Source organism: Streptomyces sp. NPDC085946 (assembly GCF_044540485.1).
Lineage (GTDB): Bacteria > Actinomycetota > Actinomycetes > Streptomycetales > Streptomycetaceae > Streptomyces.
On sequence record NZ_JBITSF010000025.1, the window covers coordinates 1 to 15,068 of the forward strand.

The 15,068-nt window shown below is 76.9% G+C and carries 14 protein-coding genes; 5 read left to right on the forward strand and 9 right to left on the reverse strand.

Annotated elements, in window-relative coordinates:
* Nucleotides 1–102: 102 nt before the first annotated feature.
* Nucleotides 103–1,341, reverse strand: a complete 1,239-nt coding sequence (locus ACIF8T_RS33490; protein WP_400040472.1) for a trans-sulfuration enzyme family protein — start codon at nucleotides 1,339–1,341, stop codon at nucleotides 103–105.
* A 77-nt stretch (nucleotides 1,342–1,418) separates the two neighbouring features.
* On the opposite strand from ACIF8T_RS33490, the gene ACIF8T_RS33495 reads away from it, so the two are divergent.
* Both ACIF8T_RS33495 and ACIF8T_RS33500 read left to right on the forward strand, forming a co-directional pair.
* Nucleotides 1,419–1,910 (forward strand): Lrp/AsnC family transcriptional regulator, encoded by a 492-nt coding sequence (locus ACIF8T_RS33495; RefSeq protein ID WP_400040335.1) that lies wholly within the window; start codon nucleotides 1,419–1,421, stop codon nucleotides 1,908–1,910.
* A gap of 32 nt (nucleotides 1,911–1,942) precedes the next feature.
* Complete coding sequence (locus ACIF8T_RS33500; protein ID WP_400040337.1) at nucleotides 1,943–3,631, forward strand: DUF885 domain-containing protein; 1,689 nt, start codon at nucleotides 1,943–1,945, stop codon at nucleotides 3,629–3,631.
* On the opposite strand, the gene ACIF8T_RS33505 is transcribed toward ACIF8T_RS33500, so the two are convergent.
* The 3 genes from ACIF8T_RS33505 to ACIF8T_RS33515 all read right to left on the reverse strand — a co-directional run bounded on the left by ACIF8T_RS33505 (nucleotide 3,632) and on the right by ACIF8T_RS33515 (nucleotide 6,160).
* Nucleotides 3,632–4,477 (reverse strand): SDR family oxidoreductase, encoded by an 846-nt coding sequence (locus ACIF8T_RS33505; protein ID WP_400040339.1) that lies wholly within the window; start codon nucleotides 4,475–4,477, stop codon nucleotides 3,632–3,634.
* A 596-nt stretch (nucleotides 4,478–5,073) separates the two neighbouring features.
* The gene (locus ACIF8T_RS33510; protein ID WP_400040341.1) at nucleotides 5,074–5,610 is read right to left on the reverse strand and encodes an immunity 21 family protein; all 537 of its coding nucleotides are present in this window, start codon (nucleotides 5,608–5,610) and stop codon (nucleotides 5,074–5,076) included.
* A 67-nt stretch (nucleotides 5,611–5,677) separates the two neighbouring features.
* A complete protein-coding gene (locus ACIF8T_RS33515) occupies nucleotides 5,678–6,160 on the reverse strand; it encodes a rhodanese-like domain-containing protein (RefSeq protein WP_400040342.1) in 483 nt (160 codons plus the stop codon).
* A gap of 122 nt (nucleotides 6,161–6,282) precedes the next feature.
* Between ACIF8T_RS33515 and ACIF8T_RS33520 the strand changes: the two genes are divergently transcribed.
* On the forward strand, nucleotides 6,283–6,729 hold the full coding sequence (locus ACIF8T_RS33520) for an Lrp/AsnC family transcriptional regulator (protein ID WP_400040344.1): 447 nt from the start codon (nucleotides 6,283–6,285) through the stop codon (nucleotides 6,727–6,729).
* A 2-nt stretch (nucleotides 6,730–6,731) separates the two neighbouring features.
* On the opposite strand, the gene ACIF8T_RS33525 is transcribed toward ACIF8T_RS33520, so the two are convergent.
* The 5 genes from ACIF8T_RS33525 to ACIF8T_RS33545 form a co-directional block, all read right to left on the reverse strand.
* The gene (locus ACIF8T_RS33525) at nucleotides 6,732–9,725 is read right to left on the reverse strand and encodes an AAA family ATPase (protein ID WP_400040346.1); all 2,994 of its coding nucleotides are present in this window, start codon (nucleotides 9,723–9,725) and stop codon (nucleotides 6,732–6,734) included.
* Nucleotides 9,726–9,765: 40 nt separating this feature from the next.
* Nucleotides 9,766–10,929 carry an exonuclease SbcCD subunit D gene (locus ACIF8T_RS33530; protein ID WP_400040348.1) on the reverse strand — a complete coding sequence of 388 codons (1,164 nt, stop codon included), beginning with the start codon at nucleotides 10,927–10,929 and terminating at the stop codon, nucleotides 9,766–9,768.
* 117 nt (nucleotides 10,930–11,046) lie between these two features.
* Nucleotides 11,047–11,673 carry a YigZ family protein gene (locus tag ACIF8T_RS33535; protein ID WP_400040350.1) on the reverse strand — a complete coding sequence of 209 codons (627 nt, stop codon included), beginning with the start codon at nucleotides 11,671–11,673 and terminating at the stop codon, nucleotides 11,047–11,049.
* A 41-nt stretch (nucleotides 11,674–11,714) separates the two neighbouring features.
* Complete coding sequence (locus tag ACIF8T_RS33540; protein ID WP_400040352.1) at nucleotides 11,715–12,257, reverse strand: SixA phosphatase family protein; 543 nt, start codon at nucleotides 12,255–12,257, stop codon at nucleotides 11,715–11,717.
* Nucleotides 12,254–13,129, reverse strand: a complete 876-nt coding sequence (locus ACIF8T_RS33545; protein ID WP_400040353.1) for a hypothetical protein — start codon at nucleotides 13,127–13,129, stop codon at nucleotides 12,254–12,256. The genes ACIF8T_RS33540 and ACIF8T_RS33545 overlap by 4 nt, the downstream gene beginning before the upstream one ends.
* Before the next feature lie 231 nt (nucleotides 13,130–13,360).
* On the opposite strand from ACIF8T_RS33545, the gene ACIF8T_RS33550 reads away from it, so the two are divergent.
* Together ACIF8T_RS33550 and ACIF8T_RS33555 are read left to right on the forward strand one after the other, a co-directional pair.
* A complete protein-coding gene (locus ACIF8T_RS33550; RefSeq protein ID WP_400040355.1) occupies nucleotides 13,361–13,768 on the forward strand; it encodes a CoA-binding protein in 408 nt (135 codons plus the stop codon).
* Between the two features lie 69 nt (nucleotides 13,769–13,837).
* A complete protein-coding gene (locus ACIF8T_RS33555; protein ID WP_400040356.1) occupies nucleotides 13,838–15,055 on the forward strand; it encodes a 4-hydroxybenzoate 3-monooxygenase in 1,218 nt (405 codons plus the stop codon).
* Nucleotides 15,056–15,068: the final 13 nt, after the last annotated feature.

Consider the following 15,068-nt stretch of genomic DNA (forward strand, 5'->3'; position numbering starts at 1 on the left):
CCGCCCGCCCCGGGGGGGGGGGGGCGCCCGCCGCCGGGGGGGGGGGCGGCCCCGCCCCGGGGGGGCGGGCCCGTCCGCTTCCCGGCCCGCCGTCCCGGGAGGTCAGGTCGCGGGCCGCCGTACCGGGTCGGCGGGGCCCGCCCCGTGCCGGACGCCCGGCGCCGCGGCGGCCCGCTCCCCCAGCGCCCGGTCCAGGTCGGTCCACAGGTCGTCGACGTCCTCCAGGCCCACCGACAGGCGCAGCAGCCGGTCGCTCACCCCGGCGTCGCGGCGGTCGGCGGCGTCGACGATGCGGTGGCTGATGGACGCCGGGTGCTGGATGAGCGTGTCGACGCTGCCGAGGCTCACCGCCGGGGTGACGAGGCGTACCCCGGCGATCACCTCGTGCGGGTCGCCGTGCACCTCGAAGGCGACCATGGCGCCGCCGATGCGGGGGTAGTGGACGCGGGCCACGCGCGGGTCGGCGGCGAGGCGCCCGGCGAGCTCGGCGGCCGAGGCGGACGCGGCCCGGACCCGGACCGGCAGGGTCGACAGGCCCCGCAGCAGCAGGTAGCCGGCCAGCGGGTGCAGGACGCCGCCGGTGGCGAACCGCACCTGCCGCAGCCGTCCCGCGAACTCCTCGTCGCAGGCCACGACCCCGGCGAGCACGTCCCCGTGCCCGCCCAGGTACTTGGTCGCGCTGTGCAGCACCAGCCGCGCCCCCTGCTCGGCGGGGCGCTGGAGTACGGGTGTGGCGAAGGTGTTGTCCACGAGCAGCGGCACGGACCCGCAGGAGTGGGCCACGGCCCGCAGGTCGACCTCGGCCAGGGTCGGGTTGGCCGGGGACTCCACCAGTACCAGCCCGGTGTCCGGGCGCAGCGCGTCCGCGACCCCGGCCGGGTCGGTCCAGGTCACCTCGGAGCCGAGCAGCCCGGCGGTCAACAGGTGGTCGCTGCACCCGTACAGGGGGCGTACGGCGACGACGTGCCGCAGGCCCTGGGAGCCGCGCACGAGCAGGACGGCGCTGAGCGCGGCCATGCCGCTGGCGAAGGCGACCGCGGCCTCGGTGCCCTCCAGGCGGGCCAGCGCGGTCTCGAAGCGGGCGACGGTCGGGTTGCCGAGCCGCCCGTACACCGGCGGGCCGTCCGGTTCGGCGCCGGTGGCGGCGAAGGCGTCGATCCGGGCGGCCTCGCCGCGGCTGTCGTACGACGGGTAGGTGGTGGACAGGTCGATCGGCGGGGCGTGCAGGCCCTGCCGGGCCAGGTCGTCGCGGCCGGCGTGCACGGCCTCGGTGGCGAGCGCGCGCGGCGCGGTGCGCGGGCGTGCGCCCGCGTCCGTGCCCGCGTTCGTGTCCGTGTTCATGTCCATGCCCAGGTCCATGGACGAAGGGTGAACACCGGCCGGGTCACCGGACGCGAAGACCGTGCTACGTTCGGCCGATGGCCGAGTCTGTCGTACTGGATCCGGTGGATCTCCATCTGCTGCGGCTGTTGCAGAACGACGCCCGGACGACCTACCGGGACCTCGCCGCGCAGGTCGGGGTCGCGCCGTCGACCTGTCTTGACCGGGTGACCCGGCTGCGCCGCTCGGGCGTGATCCTGGGGCACCGGCTGCAACTCGATCCGGCCAAGCTGGGCCGGGGCCTTCAGGCGTTGCTGTCCGTGCAGGTCAGGCCGCACCGCCGGGAGCTGGTGGGGCCCTTCGTGGAACGCATCCGGGCGCTGCCGGAGTCGCGGACCGTCTTCCACCTGACCGGGCCGGACGACTACCTGGTGCACGTCGCGGTGGCGGACATGGCCGACCTCCAGCGGCTGGTGCTGGACGAGTTCACGGCCCGGCGCGAAGTGGCACGCGTGGAGACCCGGCTGATCTTCCAGCAGTGGGACTGCGGACCGCTGCTGCCGCCTTCGCCCACGGCTCAATCCGGGTGACGGGGGGCGGCCGTCGTACCAGGATGGTCCGCATGTCTCAGATCACCAGCCCGCTGCCCCGCGAGGTCGCCGACGCGTACGTCGACGAGCTCGTCGCCCTCGACCCGATCACCGGTACGTACCTCGGTGTGCCGGAGAGCTCCAGCCGCCTGCCCGACACCTCGCCCGCGGGCCAGCGGGCCCTGGCCGAGCTCCAGCGGGCCACCCTCGCGCGGCTCGACGAGGCCGAGCGCCGGCCCGGCGCCGAGCGCGACGTGGAGCGCCGGTGCGCGCGCCTGCTGCGCGAGCGGCTGACCGCGGAACTCGCCGTGCACGAGGCCGACGAGGGCCTGCGCTCGGTCGGCAACCTGGCCACGATCGCCCACTCGGTGCGCGAGGTGTTCACCGTGACGCCGGCGCAGACCGAGCAGGACTGGGCGGCGATCGCCGAGCGGCTGCGCGCGGTGCCGGCCGCGCTGGCCGGCTACCGCGAGTCGCTGGAACTCGGGCTGGAGCGCAAGCTGTACGCCGCTCCGCGCCCGACGGCCACGTTCGTCGGGCAGCTCTCCGAGTGGGCGGACACCGGCTCCGGGCGCGGCTGGTTCGAGGACTTCGCCGCGGCCGGCCCCGAGGCGCTGCGCGCGGAGCTCGACGGGGCCGCCCGCGGGGCGACCGCGGCCGTGGTGGAGCTGCGGGACTGGATGCGCGACGTGTACGCGCCGGCCGTCGAGGGCGCCCCGGACACGGTGGGCCGCGAGCGCTACGCCCGCTGGGCGCGCTACTTCAACGGCACGGACCTCGACCTGGACGAGGCGTACGCCTACGGCTGGTCGGAGTTCCACCGCATCCTCGGCGAGATGCGCAAGGAGGCCGAGAAGATCCTGCCGGGCGCCGCGACGCCCTGGGTGGCGCTCGCGCACCTGGACGAGCACGGCCGGCACATCGAGGGCGTCGACGAGGTCCGCGACTGGCTGCAGGGCCTGATGGACCAGGCCATCGACGCGCTCGACGGCACCCACTTCGAACTCGCCGAGCGGGTCCGGCGGGTGGAGTCGCGCATCGCCCCGCCCGGCGGCGCCGCGGCGCCGTACTACACGCCCCCGTCGGAGGACTTCTCCCGCCCGGGCCGCACCTGGCTGCCGACCATGGGCCAGACCCGCTTCCCGGTGTACGACCTGGTGTCGACCTGGTACCACGAGGGCGTGCCGGGCCACCACCTGCAGCTGGCCCAGTGGGTGCACGTGGCGGAGGACCTCTCCCGCTACCAGGCGTCCATCGGCATGGTCAGCGCCAACGCCGAGGGGTGGGCGCTGTACGCCGAGCGCCTGATGGACGAGCTGGGCTTCCTCACCGACCCGGAGCAGCGGCTCGGCTACCTCGACGCGCAGATGATGCGCGCGGCCCGGGTCATCGTGGACATCGGCATGCACCTGGAGCTGGAGATCCCGGCGGACTCCCCGTTCCACCCGGGCGAGCGCTGGACGCCGGAGCTGGCCCAGGAGTTCTTCGGCGCGCACAGCAGCCGTCCCGCGGACTTCGTGGAGAGCGAGCTGACCCGCTACCTGACGATCCCGGGCCAGGCGATCGGCTACAAGCTCGGCGAACGGGCCTGGCTGCTGGGCCGGGAGAAGGCCCGCGAGCGGCACGGGGACGCCTTCGACCTGAAGGCGTGGCACATGGCGGCGCTGTCGCAGGGGTCGCTGGGCCTGGACGACCTGGTGGACGAGCTCGCCGCGCTGTGATCAGCGCCGGAAGCCGCCCTCGGAGTCGACGACCTGGCCGGTGACCCACTCCGCCTCGTCCGTGGCCAGCCACGCGATGAGGCGGGCCGGGTCGTCGGGCCTGCCCCACCGCCCGGCGGGGAAGAGCGCGGCGACGGCCTCGTACGCCTCACCGGTCAGGTAGCCCGTGTCCACGGGGCCGGGGTTGACGGCGTTCACCGTGACGGCGTGCTCGGCGAGGGCGGTCGCCAGGGAGCGGGTGACCGAGGCGAGCGCCCCCTTCTGCAGGGCGTACGCGATCTCGCCGGGCATGCCGCCGCCGAGGTCCTGGCCGGAGGTCATCAGCACCACGCGCCCGCCCGGGGTGCGCGGCGGGAGCGCGGCGCGCCGTCGCGCGTAGGCCTGGACGAGCAGCAGCACCGACCGTGTGTCGACCGCCCAGTGCGCGTCGAGCATGGCGGCGTCGACGGTGTCGAGGGTGCCGTCGGAGCCGCTGAGGGCGTGGTTGGCGACGAGGACGTCGAGGCGGCCGCCGAGTTCCCCGGCGGCCCGGTCCACGAGGGCCGCGGGCGCGTCCGGGTCGGCGAGGTCGCCGGGTCCCGCGACGACGCGGGCCCGCGGGTCGCCGAGCGCGTCCCGCACGGAGGCGACGACGTCCTCGATCCGGTCGGCGCCCCAGGGCATGGCGGCGTCGTGCGGCACGTGGTGGTGCAGGTAGACGCTCGCCCCGTACGCGGCGAGCCGGCGGGCGACGGCGTGCCCGATGCCGCCGCGCCGGCTGGCACCGGTCACCAGCGCGGTCCGGCCGCGCAACGGCAGGGGGTCGCGGCGCAGTTCCTCGGGGGCGGGGTGCGGGAAGGGGGGCATGGTTGCCCATGGTGGCCGCTCGACGGGCCCGGCGCACGCCGTTTTCGGGTGCCGGCGGAGGGGGGCGGCGTACCGTGCACGCGTTCGCCTCCCGGCCCGGGGCCCGGGCGGAAGCGGGTCCGCGTGCGGGTCCGAACTGCTCTGGTGGGCGCGGGAGTCGGACGTCACGCGGGTGCGTGCGGCGGTCCGCGGGCCGGTGGGCCCCGGGACCGAAGCACGCCGTTTTCGGGTGCCGGCAGAGGAGGACGGCGTACCGTGCACGCGTTCGCCTCCCGGCCCGGGGCCCGGGCGGAAGCCGTTCCGCGTGCGGGTCCGAACTGCTCTGGTGCGCAAGGGAGTCGGACGTCACGCGCGGGTGCGTGCGACGGTCCGCGGGCCGACAGGGCCGGCGGGCCCGGTGCACGCCGTTTTCGGGTGCCGGCGTACCGTGCACGTTCGCCTCCGGGCCCGGGGCCCGGGCGGAAGCAGTTCCGCGTGCGGGCCTGAACTCCTTTGGTGCACGCGGAAATCGGACGTCACGCGGGTACGTGCGGCGGTCCGCGGGCCGGTGGGCCCCGGGGCCGGTGCGCGGGCAGCCGGGCCGGGGCGAAGTCCGGTCACCTCGCCCCGGGTGCCTCCTGCGCCGCCAGCCGCCGGAGCTGCACCAGGCCCAGCCACGTCTCCGGACCGGGCTGCACCTGGGCCGCGCGGACGGCGTAGCGGCCGGGCTCCAGCGCGACCCGTACGTGGTCGGCGCGGGCGGAGTCCGGGCCGGGCCAGGCCGCGTCGAACAGCAGGACCGTTCCGGGCACCTCCCAGCCCACCTCCGGCTCCCACTGCGCGGTGCGCAGCGCCGCCGGAACGCTCGCCAGCAGTTCCTCCTCGCCGTCGGCGGCGCCCCAGCGCACGAACGTGCCGTGGGCGGGCAGGTAGGCGGTGGAGGCGGGTTCGTCGCCCAGCACCAGGGCCGTGGCGTCGCCGACGGGCAGCAGGCCGACGGGGCCGTCGACCTCGCAGGCCCGGTCGTAGTCCGAGGCGGTCTCCTCGCCGTCCGCGCCCGTCCAGAACGGCAGGACCGTCTCCGGCACCGCCACGAGCGGACCGCCGCCCGACTCGACCCACTCCACCGCGCCCGGTTCCGCGTATCGCACCATGCGGCAGAACCTACAGGGCGAACGGCGGGTGCCCGCCCGGGGGTCGGGCCGGGCGGCGGGCCCGGGTTCAGCAGCCGCAGTGCGCGGCGTCCGCCGGCGCGGTCAGCGGGTCGGCGGTGCGGCGCTGCGGGCCCTGCCGGGTCTCGAACGCGAAGCCCTCGCGCACCCAGTACTCGAAGCCGCCGAGCATCTCCTTGACCCGGTAGCCGCGTTCGGCCAGGGCCAGGGCGGCGCGGGCGGCGCCGTTGCAGCCGGGGCCCCAGCAGTACGTCACGACCGGCACGGCCGGGTCGAGGAGCCGTGCGGCCCGCTCGGGGACGAGCGCGGTCGGCAGGTGGACGGCGCCGGGAACGTGCCCCTGGTCCCAGGCCTCGGTGGAACGGGAGTCCACGACGACGAAGCCGGGGTCGCCGCCGGCCGCGAGCGCGGCGGCCACGTCCGAGGCGTCGGTGTGGAAGGCGAGGCTCGCGCGGAAGTGGGCGGCCGCCTCGGCGGGGGCGGCCGGGGCGACGCGCAGGACGGGGTGGGCGGCGGAGGTGGCGGCGGTCATGGCTGGCCTTTCGTCGGCGGATCGCGATGACCCGAAATCTACGGACGCCGGGCGCCGTCCTGAAGGCGCGATCCACGGCCCTGCTCTTGATCCGGCGGGGATTCCCCTGCTATCCCTCGGGGATGACCGCGTATTCCCCGGACGCCACCGACTGGCGCATCCTCGACGTCCTCCAGCGGGAGGGCCGGGCCAGTTTCGCCGAGCTGGCCCGGGCCGTCTCCATGTCCGCGAGCGCGGTCACCGAACGGGTGCGGCGCCTGGAGGAGGCCGGCGTCATCCGGGGCTACGCGGCGGTCGTGGACCCGGAGCGGCTCGGCCTGCCGATCCTGGCCTTCGTCCGGCTGCGGTACCCGACCGGCAACTACAAGCCCTTCCACGACCTCGTCGCCGTGACGCCCGAGATCCTGGAGGCGCACCACGTCACGGGCGACGACTGCTTCGTCATCAAGGTCGCGGCCCGCTCCATGCGCCACCTGGAGGAGGTCTCCGGCAGGATCGGCGCGCTCGGCTCGGTGACGACCAGCGTCGTCTACTCCTCGCCGCTGCCGCGCCGGCCGCTCGGGCACTGACCTCAGCCGGCGTCCCGCTGCCGCAGCACCGAGCCGGACCGGCCCTTCACGACCTCCAGCCGGGCGTGGATGCGCCGCCGCAGGTCGGCGACGTGGCTGACGATGCCGACGCTGCGGTCGCGTTCCCGCAGGGAGTCGAGGACGTCGAGGACCTCGTCGAGGGTCTGGTCGTCGAGGCTGCCGAAGCCCTCGTCGATGAAGAGCGTGTCGAGCCGGACCCCGCCCGCCTCGTCCGTGACCACGTCGGCGAGGCCGAGGGCCAGGGCGAGCGAGGCGAAGAACGTCTCGCCGCCCGACAGCGTCGCCGTGTCCCGCTCCCGGCCGGTCCAGGCGTCGACGACATGCAGCCCGAGCCCGCTGCGGCCGCGTCCGGTGCGGTCGTCGGAGTGGACGAGGGTGTAGCGGCCGGAGGACATGCGCAGCAGCCGGACGGTCGCGGCGGCGGCGACCTGTTCCAGACGGGCCGCCAGCACGTACGACTCCAGGCGCATCCGGCGTTCGTTGTCCGCGGAGGTGCCCGCGGTGAGGCCGGCCATGCGGGCCACCCGGTCGTACTCCTCCCGCAGCGGCGCCAGCCGCCGGACCGCGTCGGCCGCCCGCGCGGAGAGCGCGTCGAGTTCGGCGCAGCGCCGGGCGGCGGCGTCGCGGGCGGAGACGGCTTCGCGCAGCCGTCGGTCCGCCGCCTCCGCGGCCCGCCGCGCACCGGCGAGGTCGGCGGGCGGCCGCGCGGCGGCGGCCGCGATGTCGGCCTCGGCGAGGACGGCGCGGACGGCGGCCTCCTCGTGCTGCCAGGCGTCCAGCCGCCGCTGCAGTTCGCGGTGGGCGGCGTCGTCGAGGAGGGCGTCGGCGGCGGCCTGCGGGGTGTCGAAACCGGCGCGGAAGGCGGCGTCCGCGAGCCGGGCGTCGGCGTCCTTCAGCCGCTGGGCGGTGTCCTCGGCGGCGCGGACCGCGTCGGCGGCGTCGGTGAGCAGCGCGGCCCGCCGCTCCAGCTGCGCGGCGCGCGCGGCGACGCTCCCGGCGTCGCCCCGGGCACGCGCCAACTCCTCCCGCAGCGCCGCGCTCTCGCTGTCCAGCCGCTCGCGGTGGCCCACGCGGGAGGCGGCCCGGACGGCGGCCTCCCGCTGGGCGGCGACGCGCCGCTCGTGCTCGTGCTCGGCCTGCCGCAGCCGCTCCTGCGCGGCGTGCAGCACGGACGCGGCGGCGCGGTCGCGCGCGTACCGCTCCTCCAGCTCCTCGGCCTCCCGCGCGATGTGCGCGGTCGGCGTGTCCCCGGCCTCGGCGGTGGCGGCGGCCAGCGCCTCCCGTACGGTGCCGAGGTGCCGTTCCTCCTCGGCGTGCTGTTCGTCGGCGCGCTGGTAGGCGGCCAGGGCGCGTTCCTCGGCCTCGCGGTCGACGTGCCCGGTGACCTTGCGGGCGGGGGCGGGGTGCTCGGTGGCGCCGCAGACGGCGCACGGCCGGCCGTCGGTGAGGTGCGCGGCGAGTTCGGCGGCGATGCCGTCCAGCCGCTGTTCCTTCAGGTCGAGCCAGTGCTGCTTGGCCCGCAGCGCCCGTTCCCGCGCCTCGCGCGCCCGTTCGGCGGCCTGCTCGGTCTGCGTGGTGAGCCGGTCGCGCTCGCGGGCGGCCCCGAGCCGCTTTCGCGCGGGCTCGCGCTGCACGGCGAGCTGTTCGGCCCGGGCGGCGGCCTCCTGCGCCGACTCGATGCGGGCCTGGAGGTCCGCGCGGGTGTCCTCCCACTCCGCGAGCCAGTGCTCGGCCTCGGCCAGGACGTCGTCGTCGGCGCGCTCCTGGCGGTCCAGGTCGGCGCGTTCGGCGACCAGGTCGGCCAGCCGCAGCTCGGCCCGGCGGGCCGAGGCCAGCCCGCCGAGCTCCTCGGCGGCCCGGCGCGCGGCGGCCGCGAGCCCGGCCGCGCCGGCGTCCGCGAACTCGCCCGGCAGCAGCGCACGCGCGCGTGCCTCGGCGGCGGCCGCCGCGCGGTGCTCGGCCTCGGCGGCCTCCCGCAGTTCCAGCGCGGGCGCCACCGCCTCGGCCTTGCGGGCCCGCTCCCTGCGCGCCAGCGCCGCGTGGTGCGCGTCGGCCCGCGCCTGGAGCGCCCTCGCCCGCTCCTGCGCCTCGGCGAACCGCCGCTGCAGCCGGTCCTGTTCGCGTGCGCCGTCCAGGGCCCGGTCGGCGGCGGCCTGGGCGGACTCGGCGGCGGCCAGGCGGCAGCGGGCGACGGTGAGCTGTTCGCGGGCGGTGGAGCGGGCGACGGCGGCGGCGCCGAGGACGGCCTCGGCCAGGCCCGGTTCGCCCGGCGCCAGCTCCGGCAGTTCCATGGCGTCGCCGGCGGCCTGCTGCATGCGGTGGGCGTCGGCCAGCAGGGCCGCGTCGCCGTCCCGCACCCGGGTCTCGGTGGCGCGCCGCCGCTCGGCGAGGCGCTTCTCGACCTCGGCGAAGCGGCGGGTGTCGAACAGGCGGCCCAGCAGCCTGCCGCGCGCCTCGGCGTCGGCGCGCAGGAACCGCGCGAAGTCCCCCTGGGGCAGCAGCACGACCTGGCAGAACTGCTCCCGGCTCATGCCGAGCAGTCGGGTGATCTCCTCGCCGATCTCCTGGTGCGAGCGGCTGAGGTCCTTCCAGGTCCCGGCCGCCGCGTCGTACTCGCGCAGCCAGGTCTGGGCCTTGTCGGTCGTCATGCCCTTGCCGCGCAGCTTGGGACGTTCCCAGGGCGGCTGGCGGGTGATCTCCAGCCGGCGTCCGGCGACGGTGAGGTCGAGGGTGACCTCGGTGCGGGTGGCGGGCGCGGCGTGGTCGCTGCGCAGGGTCATGCCCTGGCCGCTCTGCCGGGCGCCGGGGACCGAGCCGTACAGCGCGTAGCACACGGCGTCCAGCACGGACGTCTTGCCCGCGCCGGTGGGCCCGTGCAGCAGGAACAGCCCGCCCGCCGACAGGGCGTCGAAGTCGACGCTCTGGGTCGCGCCGAACGGCCCGAAGGCGGTGATGTCCAGCCGGTGCAGCCTCACCGGGCTCCCCTTCCGTCGGCGGGGACCGTACGGACCGGGGTCACCGCGCCACCTCCCGCACGGTCTCGTCGGCGCGCACGGCGTCGAACGCGTCGCGCAGCACGGCCTGTTCGCGGTCGTCGGGTCCGGCACCGCGCACGTGGGCGACGAAGTCCTCGGCGATCTGCTGGTCGCTGCGGCCGGCCAGGCGCCGGGCGTAGGACACCTCGGCTTCGTCCGGGGGCCGCTGCGGGTCGAAGACCAGGCTGAGCGTGTGCGGGAAGCGCTCGGTGAGCCGGGCCATGGGGTCGGCCGGGCGGACCGGGTCGGTGAGCGTCGCCTCGACCCACGCCTCCTCGTGGCGCGCGAGGTCCGGATCGGCGAGCAGTTCCTCCAGCGTGCCCCGGATGCGGGCCAGGGCGCGCGGCACGGGGCAGTCGACGCGCTCGGCGGTGACCGCGCCGTCGGCACCGAGGTCGACGAGCCACATGCTCTTGCGGTGCGCGGCCTCCGAGAAGGAGTACGGCAGCGGGGAGCCGGAGTAGCGGACGCGGTCGGTGATGGTCTGGCAGCCGTGCAGGTGCCCGAGCGCCACGTAGTCGACGCCGTCGAAGACGCCGGCGGGCACGGCGGCCACCCCGCCCACGGTGATGTCCCGCTCGCTGTCGCTGGGTTCGCCGCCGGTGACGAAGGCATGGGCGAGGACGACGGAGCGGGTGCCCCGCGCGCGCGTGGCGAGGTCGGCGCGGACCCGGTCCATGGCGGCGGCGAGCACGGCCTCGTGCCCCGCCTTCGCCACGCCGAGCGTGTCCTTCACCAGGGCGGGCTCCAGGTAGGGCAGGCCGTAGAAGGCCACGTCGCCGTGGGCGTCGGACAGCAGCACGGGCGTGCCGCACGCCGCCGGATCGGTGCGCAGGTGGATGCCGGCGCGCCCGATGAGTCCGGCGCCGACGCCGAGGCGGCGGGCCGAGTCGTGGTTCCCGGAGATCATCACGGTCGGCACGCCGAGGGCGGCGAGCCGGTGCAGGGCGTCGTCGAACAGTTCCACCGCGGCCAGCGGCGGCACCGCGCGGTCGTACACGTCCCCCGACACGACCACCGCGTCGACACCGCGCTCGCGGACGGTGCCGACGAGGTGGCCGATGAACGCGGCCTGGGCATCGAGCATGCCGACCCGGTGGAACGGCCGGCCCAGGTGCCAGTCGGAAGTGTGCAGGAGTCGCATGATCCCCGAGACTAACCGGCGGGCCTGCCGGCACGGGCCGTTACTCCCGTATCGCCCGTCATCACCCGCGCCGGTCCGGCCCGCGCACCCGGCCCGTCACCCCGTTCGCCCGGCTCGTCAGGCGTCCCCGTACGCCTCCCCGCCCAGGTCGAATCCGGCGGTTCCGGCCGTGGCGTCCGCGAGCCAGGCGCGGAAGGCGGCCACGTCGGCGTCCGGCAGCCCGATCTCCAGGGTGACCGCCTCGCCGTAGCGCACGTCACGGATCTCACGGCCGGTGGCGCGCAGGTCGTTCTGCACCTTGCCCGCGCGCTGGTGGTCGACGGTGACCGTGGCGAGGCGGAACCGCCGCCGGGTGCGCGTGCCGAGGGCGTCCAGGGCCTCGCCGACCGCGCCGCCGTACGCCCGGATGAGCCCGCCCGCGCCGAGCTTGACGCCGCCGTAGTAGCGGGTGACGACGGCCACGACGTACCGCATGTCCCGGCGCAGCAGCATCTGGAGCATGGGGACGCCGGCGGTGCCGCCGGGCTCGCCGTCGTCGCTGGCCTTCTGCACGGAGGCGTCGGCGCCGATGACGTACGCCCAGCAGTTGTGGGTGGCGGCCGCGTGCTCCTTGCGCACGGCGGCGATGAAGTCCTGGGCCTCCCGCTCGGTGGCCGCCGGGGCGAGCGCGCACAGGAAGCGGGAGCGGTTGACCTCGGTCTCGTGCACGCCCGCGCGGGCGACCGTGCGGTACTCGTCCTGCATCCGGCCAGCCTATGCGGCCGTCCCGCGGCGGGCCGGTCCGGCTACCGCTTCCCGCCGCGCGGGACGGTCAGGGACGTCAGGAGCGCGGTGCCGGGGGCGAGGGCCCGCCAGGTCGCGCCGCGCCAGGACAGCACGGCGAACGCCGCGGTGGGGAACTTCGCGCGGACCCGGTCCAGCGTGTCGTCGAGGCCGTCCCCGGCGAGCTCCAGGACCAGGTCCTCCAGGCCCGGGTTGTGCCCGACGAGCAGCAGGGTGCCGACCTCGGCGGGCACCTCGTGCACGACGGCGAGCAGGTCGCCGGCGTCGGCGCCGTACAGGCGGGCGTCGAGGCGGAACGGCGGGGGCGTGCCCCACTGCGCGGCGGCGATCTCCCAGGTGCGGCGGGCGCGGACGGCGGTGGAGCACAGCGCGAGGTCGGGCAGGCAGTCGGCCTCCAGCAGCGCGCGCCCGGCCGCCGGGGCGTCGCGCAGGCCGCGCGGGGCGAGCGGCCGGTCGTGGTCGGGGACTCCCGGGGGCCGCGCGGACTTGGCGTGCCGCAGCACGGCCAGGCGGCGCAGCGGGCCCGCGCCCGCCCGCTCGATCACGCCGGGGATCCCAGGTCGCGGGTGAGGTCGAGGCCGAGGAGCCGGTCGGCGTAGGCGTACGTCTCGAAGCGGGCGCCGTCGGGCAGGTCCGCGTCGGTCTCCACCTGCCGCAGGACGCGGAGCACCGCGGGCGTGTCCAGGTCGTCCTCCCAGGCGGTGCGGAGCCGTCCGCGCACCTCCTCGGGGACGGGCCGGGAGGGCCGGCGCGCCCAGGCGGCGACCGCGCGGCGCCAGTGGGCGAGGACGGCGCCGGCGTCGTCCAGGGCGGCCGCGTCGAGCCGCAGCGGCGTGTCCCGGCGGTGGGCGAGGAGGGCCAGGCGCAGGGTCGCGGGTTCGGCCCCGGCGAGCGGGGCTCCCGGGCCGGCGGGCGGGACGTCGGCGGACGGGCCGGTGGGTGGGGCGGCGGACGGGCCGGTGGGTGGGGGGGCGGACCGGTCGGCGGACGTCGGTGACGTCGGTGGCGTCGGCAACTCCACGGGAGCGACGGTGATCCGGATCCGGTCGCCGGGTGCCGTGCCGCCGTCGCCCCCACCTCCGCCCCCGCCCTCGCCCTCGCCCTCGCCCTCGCCCTCGACGCGCAGGACGCGGGCCCCGCCCGGTCCGGCACCGGCGTCCCCGCCGTCCTCGAAGGGCCGGATCCCCAGGGCCCGCGCCCCCGCCCGCAGCTCCGCCCGCTCGCGCTCGGCGGTCAGCACGGCCCACACGGGCGTGCCGCCCAGCTCCAGGGCGCGCACGAGCAGGTCGGCGACGAGCAGCACCCGCAGACCGGTGGGGCCGGCGCCGGGCGCGTGCGCCTCGACGCGCGTCAGACCACGGCGGGCGGGGGCGGCGTCGACGAGTCCGCCAGTCCGGGCGTCGGTGATGCGCAGCACGAGGCGAGCGTAGGCGCGCGGACCGGTCCGCGCGAGGCATGCCGGCTCCTCCCGCCGGCCGTGCCGCGCCCCGGCCCGCACGCGCGCCCCGCCGGCGCCCGCCCGCACGCCACCCGCCGACACCGGCACCGGCACCGGGCACTCGGACCCACCCGGGCGCCGGGAATCACCGCGCACCGCCGGACGTTGCCGGAGCGGCAGCTCTTTCCCCATCCTCCGAGGAGGCCGACGGTGTACGGCGACGAGGCGGCGGTCCGCAAGATCCTCACCGGGCTCGGTGACACCTGGGCCGTGGTGGGCCTGTCGTCCAACCGGCGGCGGCCGGCGTACGGCGTGGCCGAGGTGCTCCAGCGCTACGGCAAGCGGATCGTGCCGGTGCACCCCAAGGCCGAGACGGTGCACGGCGAGCGGGGTTACGCCAGTCTGGCGGACATCCCCTTCGAGGTGGACGTCGTGGACGTGTTCGTGAACAGCGACCTGGCCGGGGCGGTCGCCGACGAGGCGGTCGCCAAGGGCGCCGGGGCGGTGTGGTTCCAGCTCGGCGTCGTGGACGAGGCCGCGTACGAGCGGACCCGCGCGGCGGGCCTGGAGATGGTGATGGACCGCTGCCCCGCGATCGAGATCCCGCGGCTCGGCTAGGCGCCCCGCGGCCGGGACGGGGTGACGCGGCCGTGCCCCCGTCCGGTCACCGGCCCGCATAATGGCCCGGTGACCGACGCCCTCCCCAACTCCCCCGCCGCGCAACGCTTTCCGGTCGTGATCGTGGGCGCCGGACCCGCCGGACTGACCGTCGGCAACGTGCTGCGGGCCGCCGGCGTGGACTGCCTGGTCCTGGAGGCCGAGACCCGGGAGTTCATCGAGAACCGGCCCCGGGCCGGGGTCCTGGAGGAGTGGGCGGTGCGCGGCCTCGAAGCGCGGGGCCTGGCACGGAACCTGCTGGAGCGGGCGGAGCTGCACACGGCGTGCGAGTTCCGCTTCTCCGGGGAGCGCTACCGGTTCTCCTACGAGGAGCTGACGGGCCGCCGGCATTTCGTGTACCCGCAGCCGCTGGTGGTGACGGACCTGGTCCGCGAGTACGCCGACGTGCGCGGCGGGGAGATACGGTTCGGCGTCCGGGACGTGGCGCTGCACGGCCTCGGCACCGACCGGCCGTCCGTGTCGTACACCTGCCCCGCGACGGGCCGGCGGCAGGTCGTGGCCTGCGCGTTCGTCGCGGGCTGCGACGGGGCGCGCGGGGTCGCCCGGGCGTCGCTGCCGCCGGGGCGGGCGCGCGTCGCGCGGCACGACTACGGCATCGGCTGGCTGGCGCTGCTCGCGCAGGCGCCGCCGTCCTCGGACTGCGTGCTGTTCGGCTGCCACCCGCGCGGGTTCGCCGGCCACATGCCGCGCAGCCCCGAGGTGACCCGCTACTACCTCCAGTGCCCGCCGGGCGACGACCCGGCCGACTGGCCGCACGAACGCGTCTGGGCCGAGCTCCGGCAACGGCTCGGGGCGGCCGGTGCCCCTCCGCTGGCGGAAGGCGCGCTGATCGAGAAGCGCGTGCTCGACCTGCACGACTACGTCGTGGAGCCGATGGTGCACGGCCGTCTCCTCCTCGCCGGCGACGCGGCCCACCTCGTCGCCCCCATCGCCGCCAAGGGCATGAACCTCGCCCTCCACGACGCCTTCCTGCTGGGCGACGCCCTGGTCGCCCGCCTCACGGAGGGCGACGACAGCGGCCTGGCCGGCTACTCGGAGGCGTGCCTGCGGCGCGTGTGGGACTACCAGGAGTTCTCGCAGTGGCTGTCGGAGGTGTTCCACGGCACCGCCTCGGGCGACCCCTTCCGCGCGGGCACCACGGTCGCCCGCCTCCGCCGCCTGTTCACCTCCCCCACCGCCGCCGCGGCCTTCGCGGAGCAGTACCTGGGCACGGCCGTGCGGTACTGAGCGGGCCGGGGAG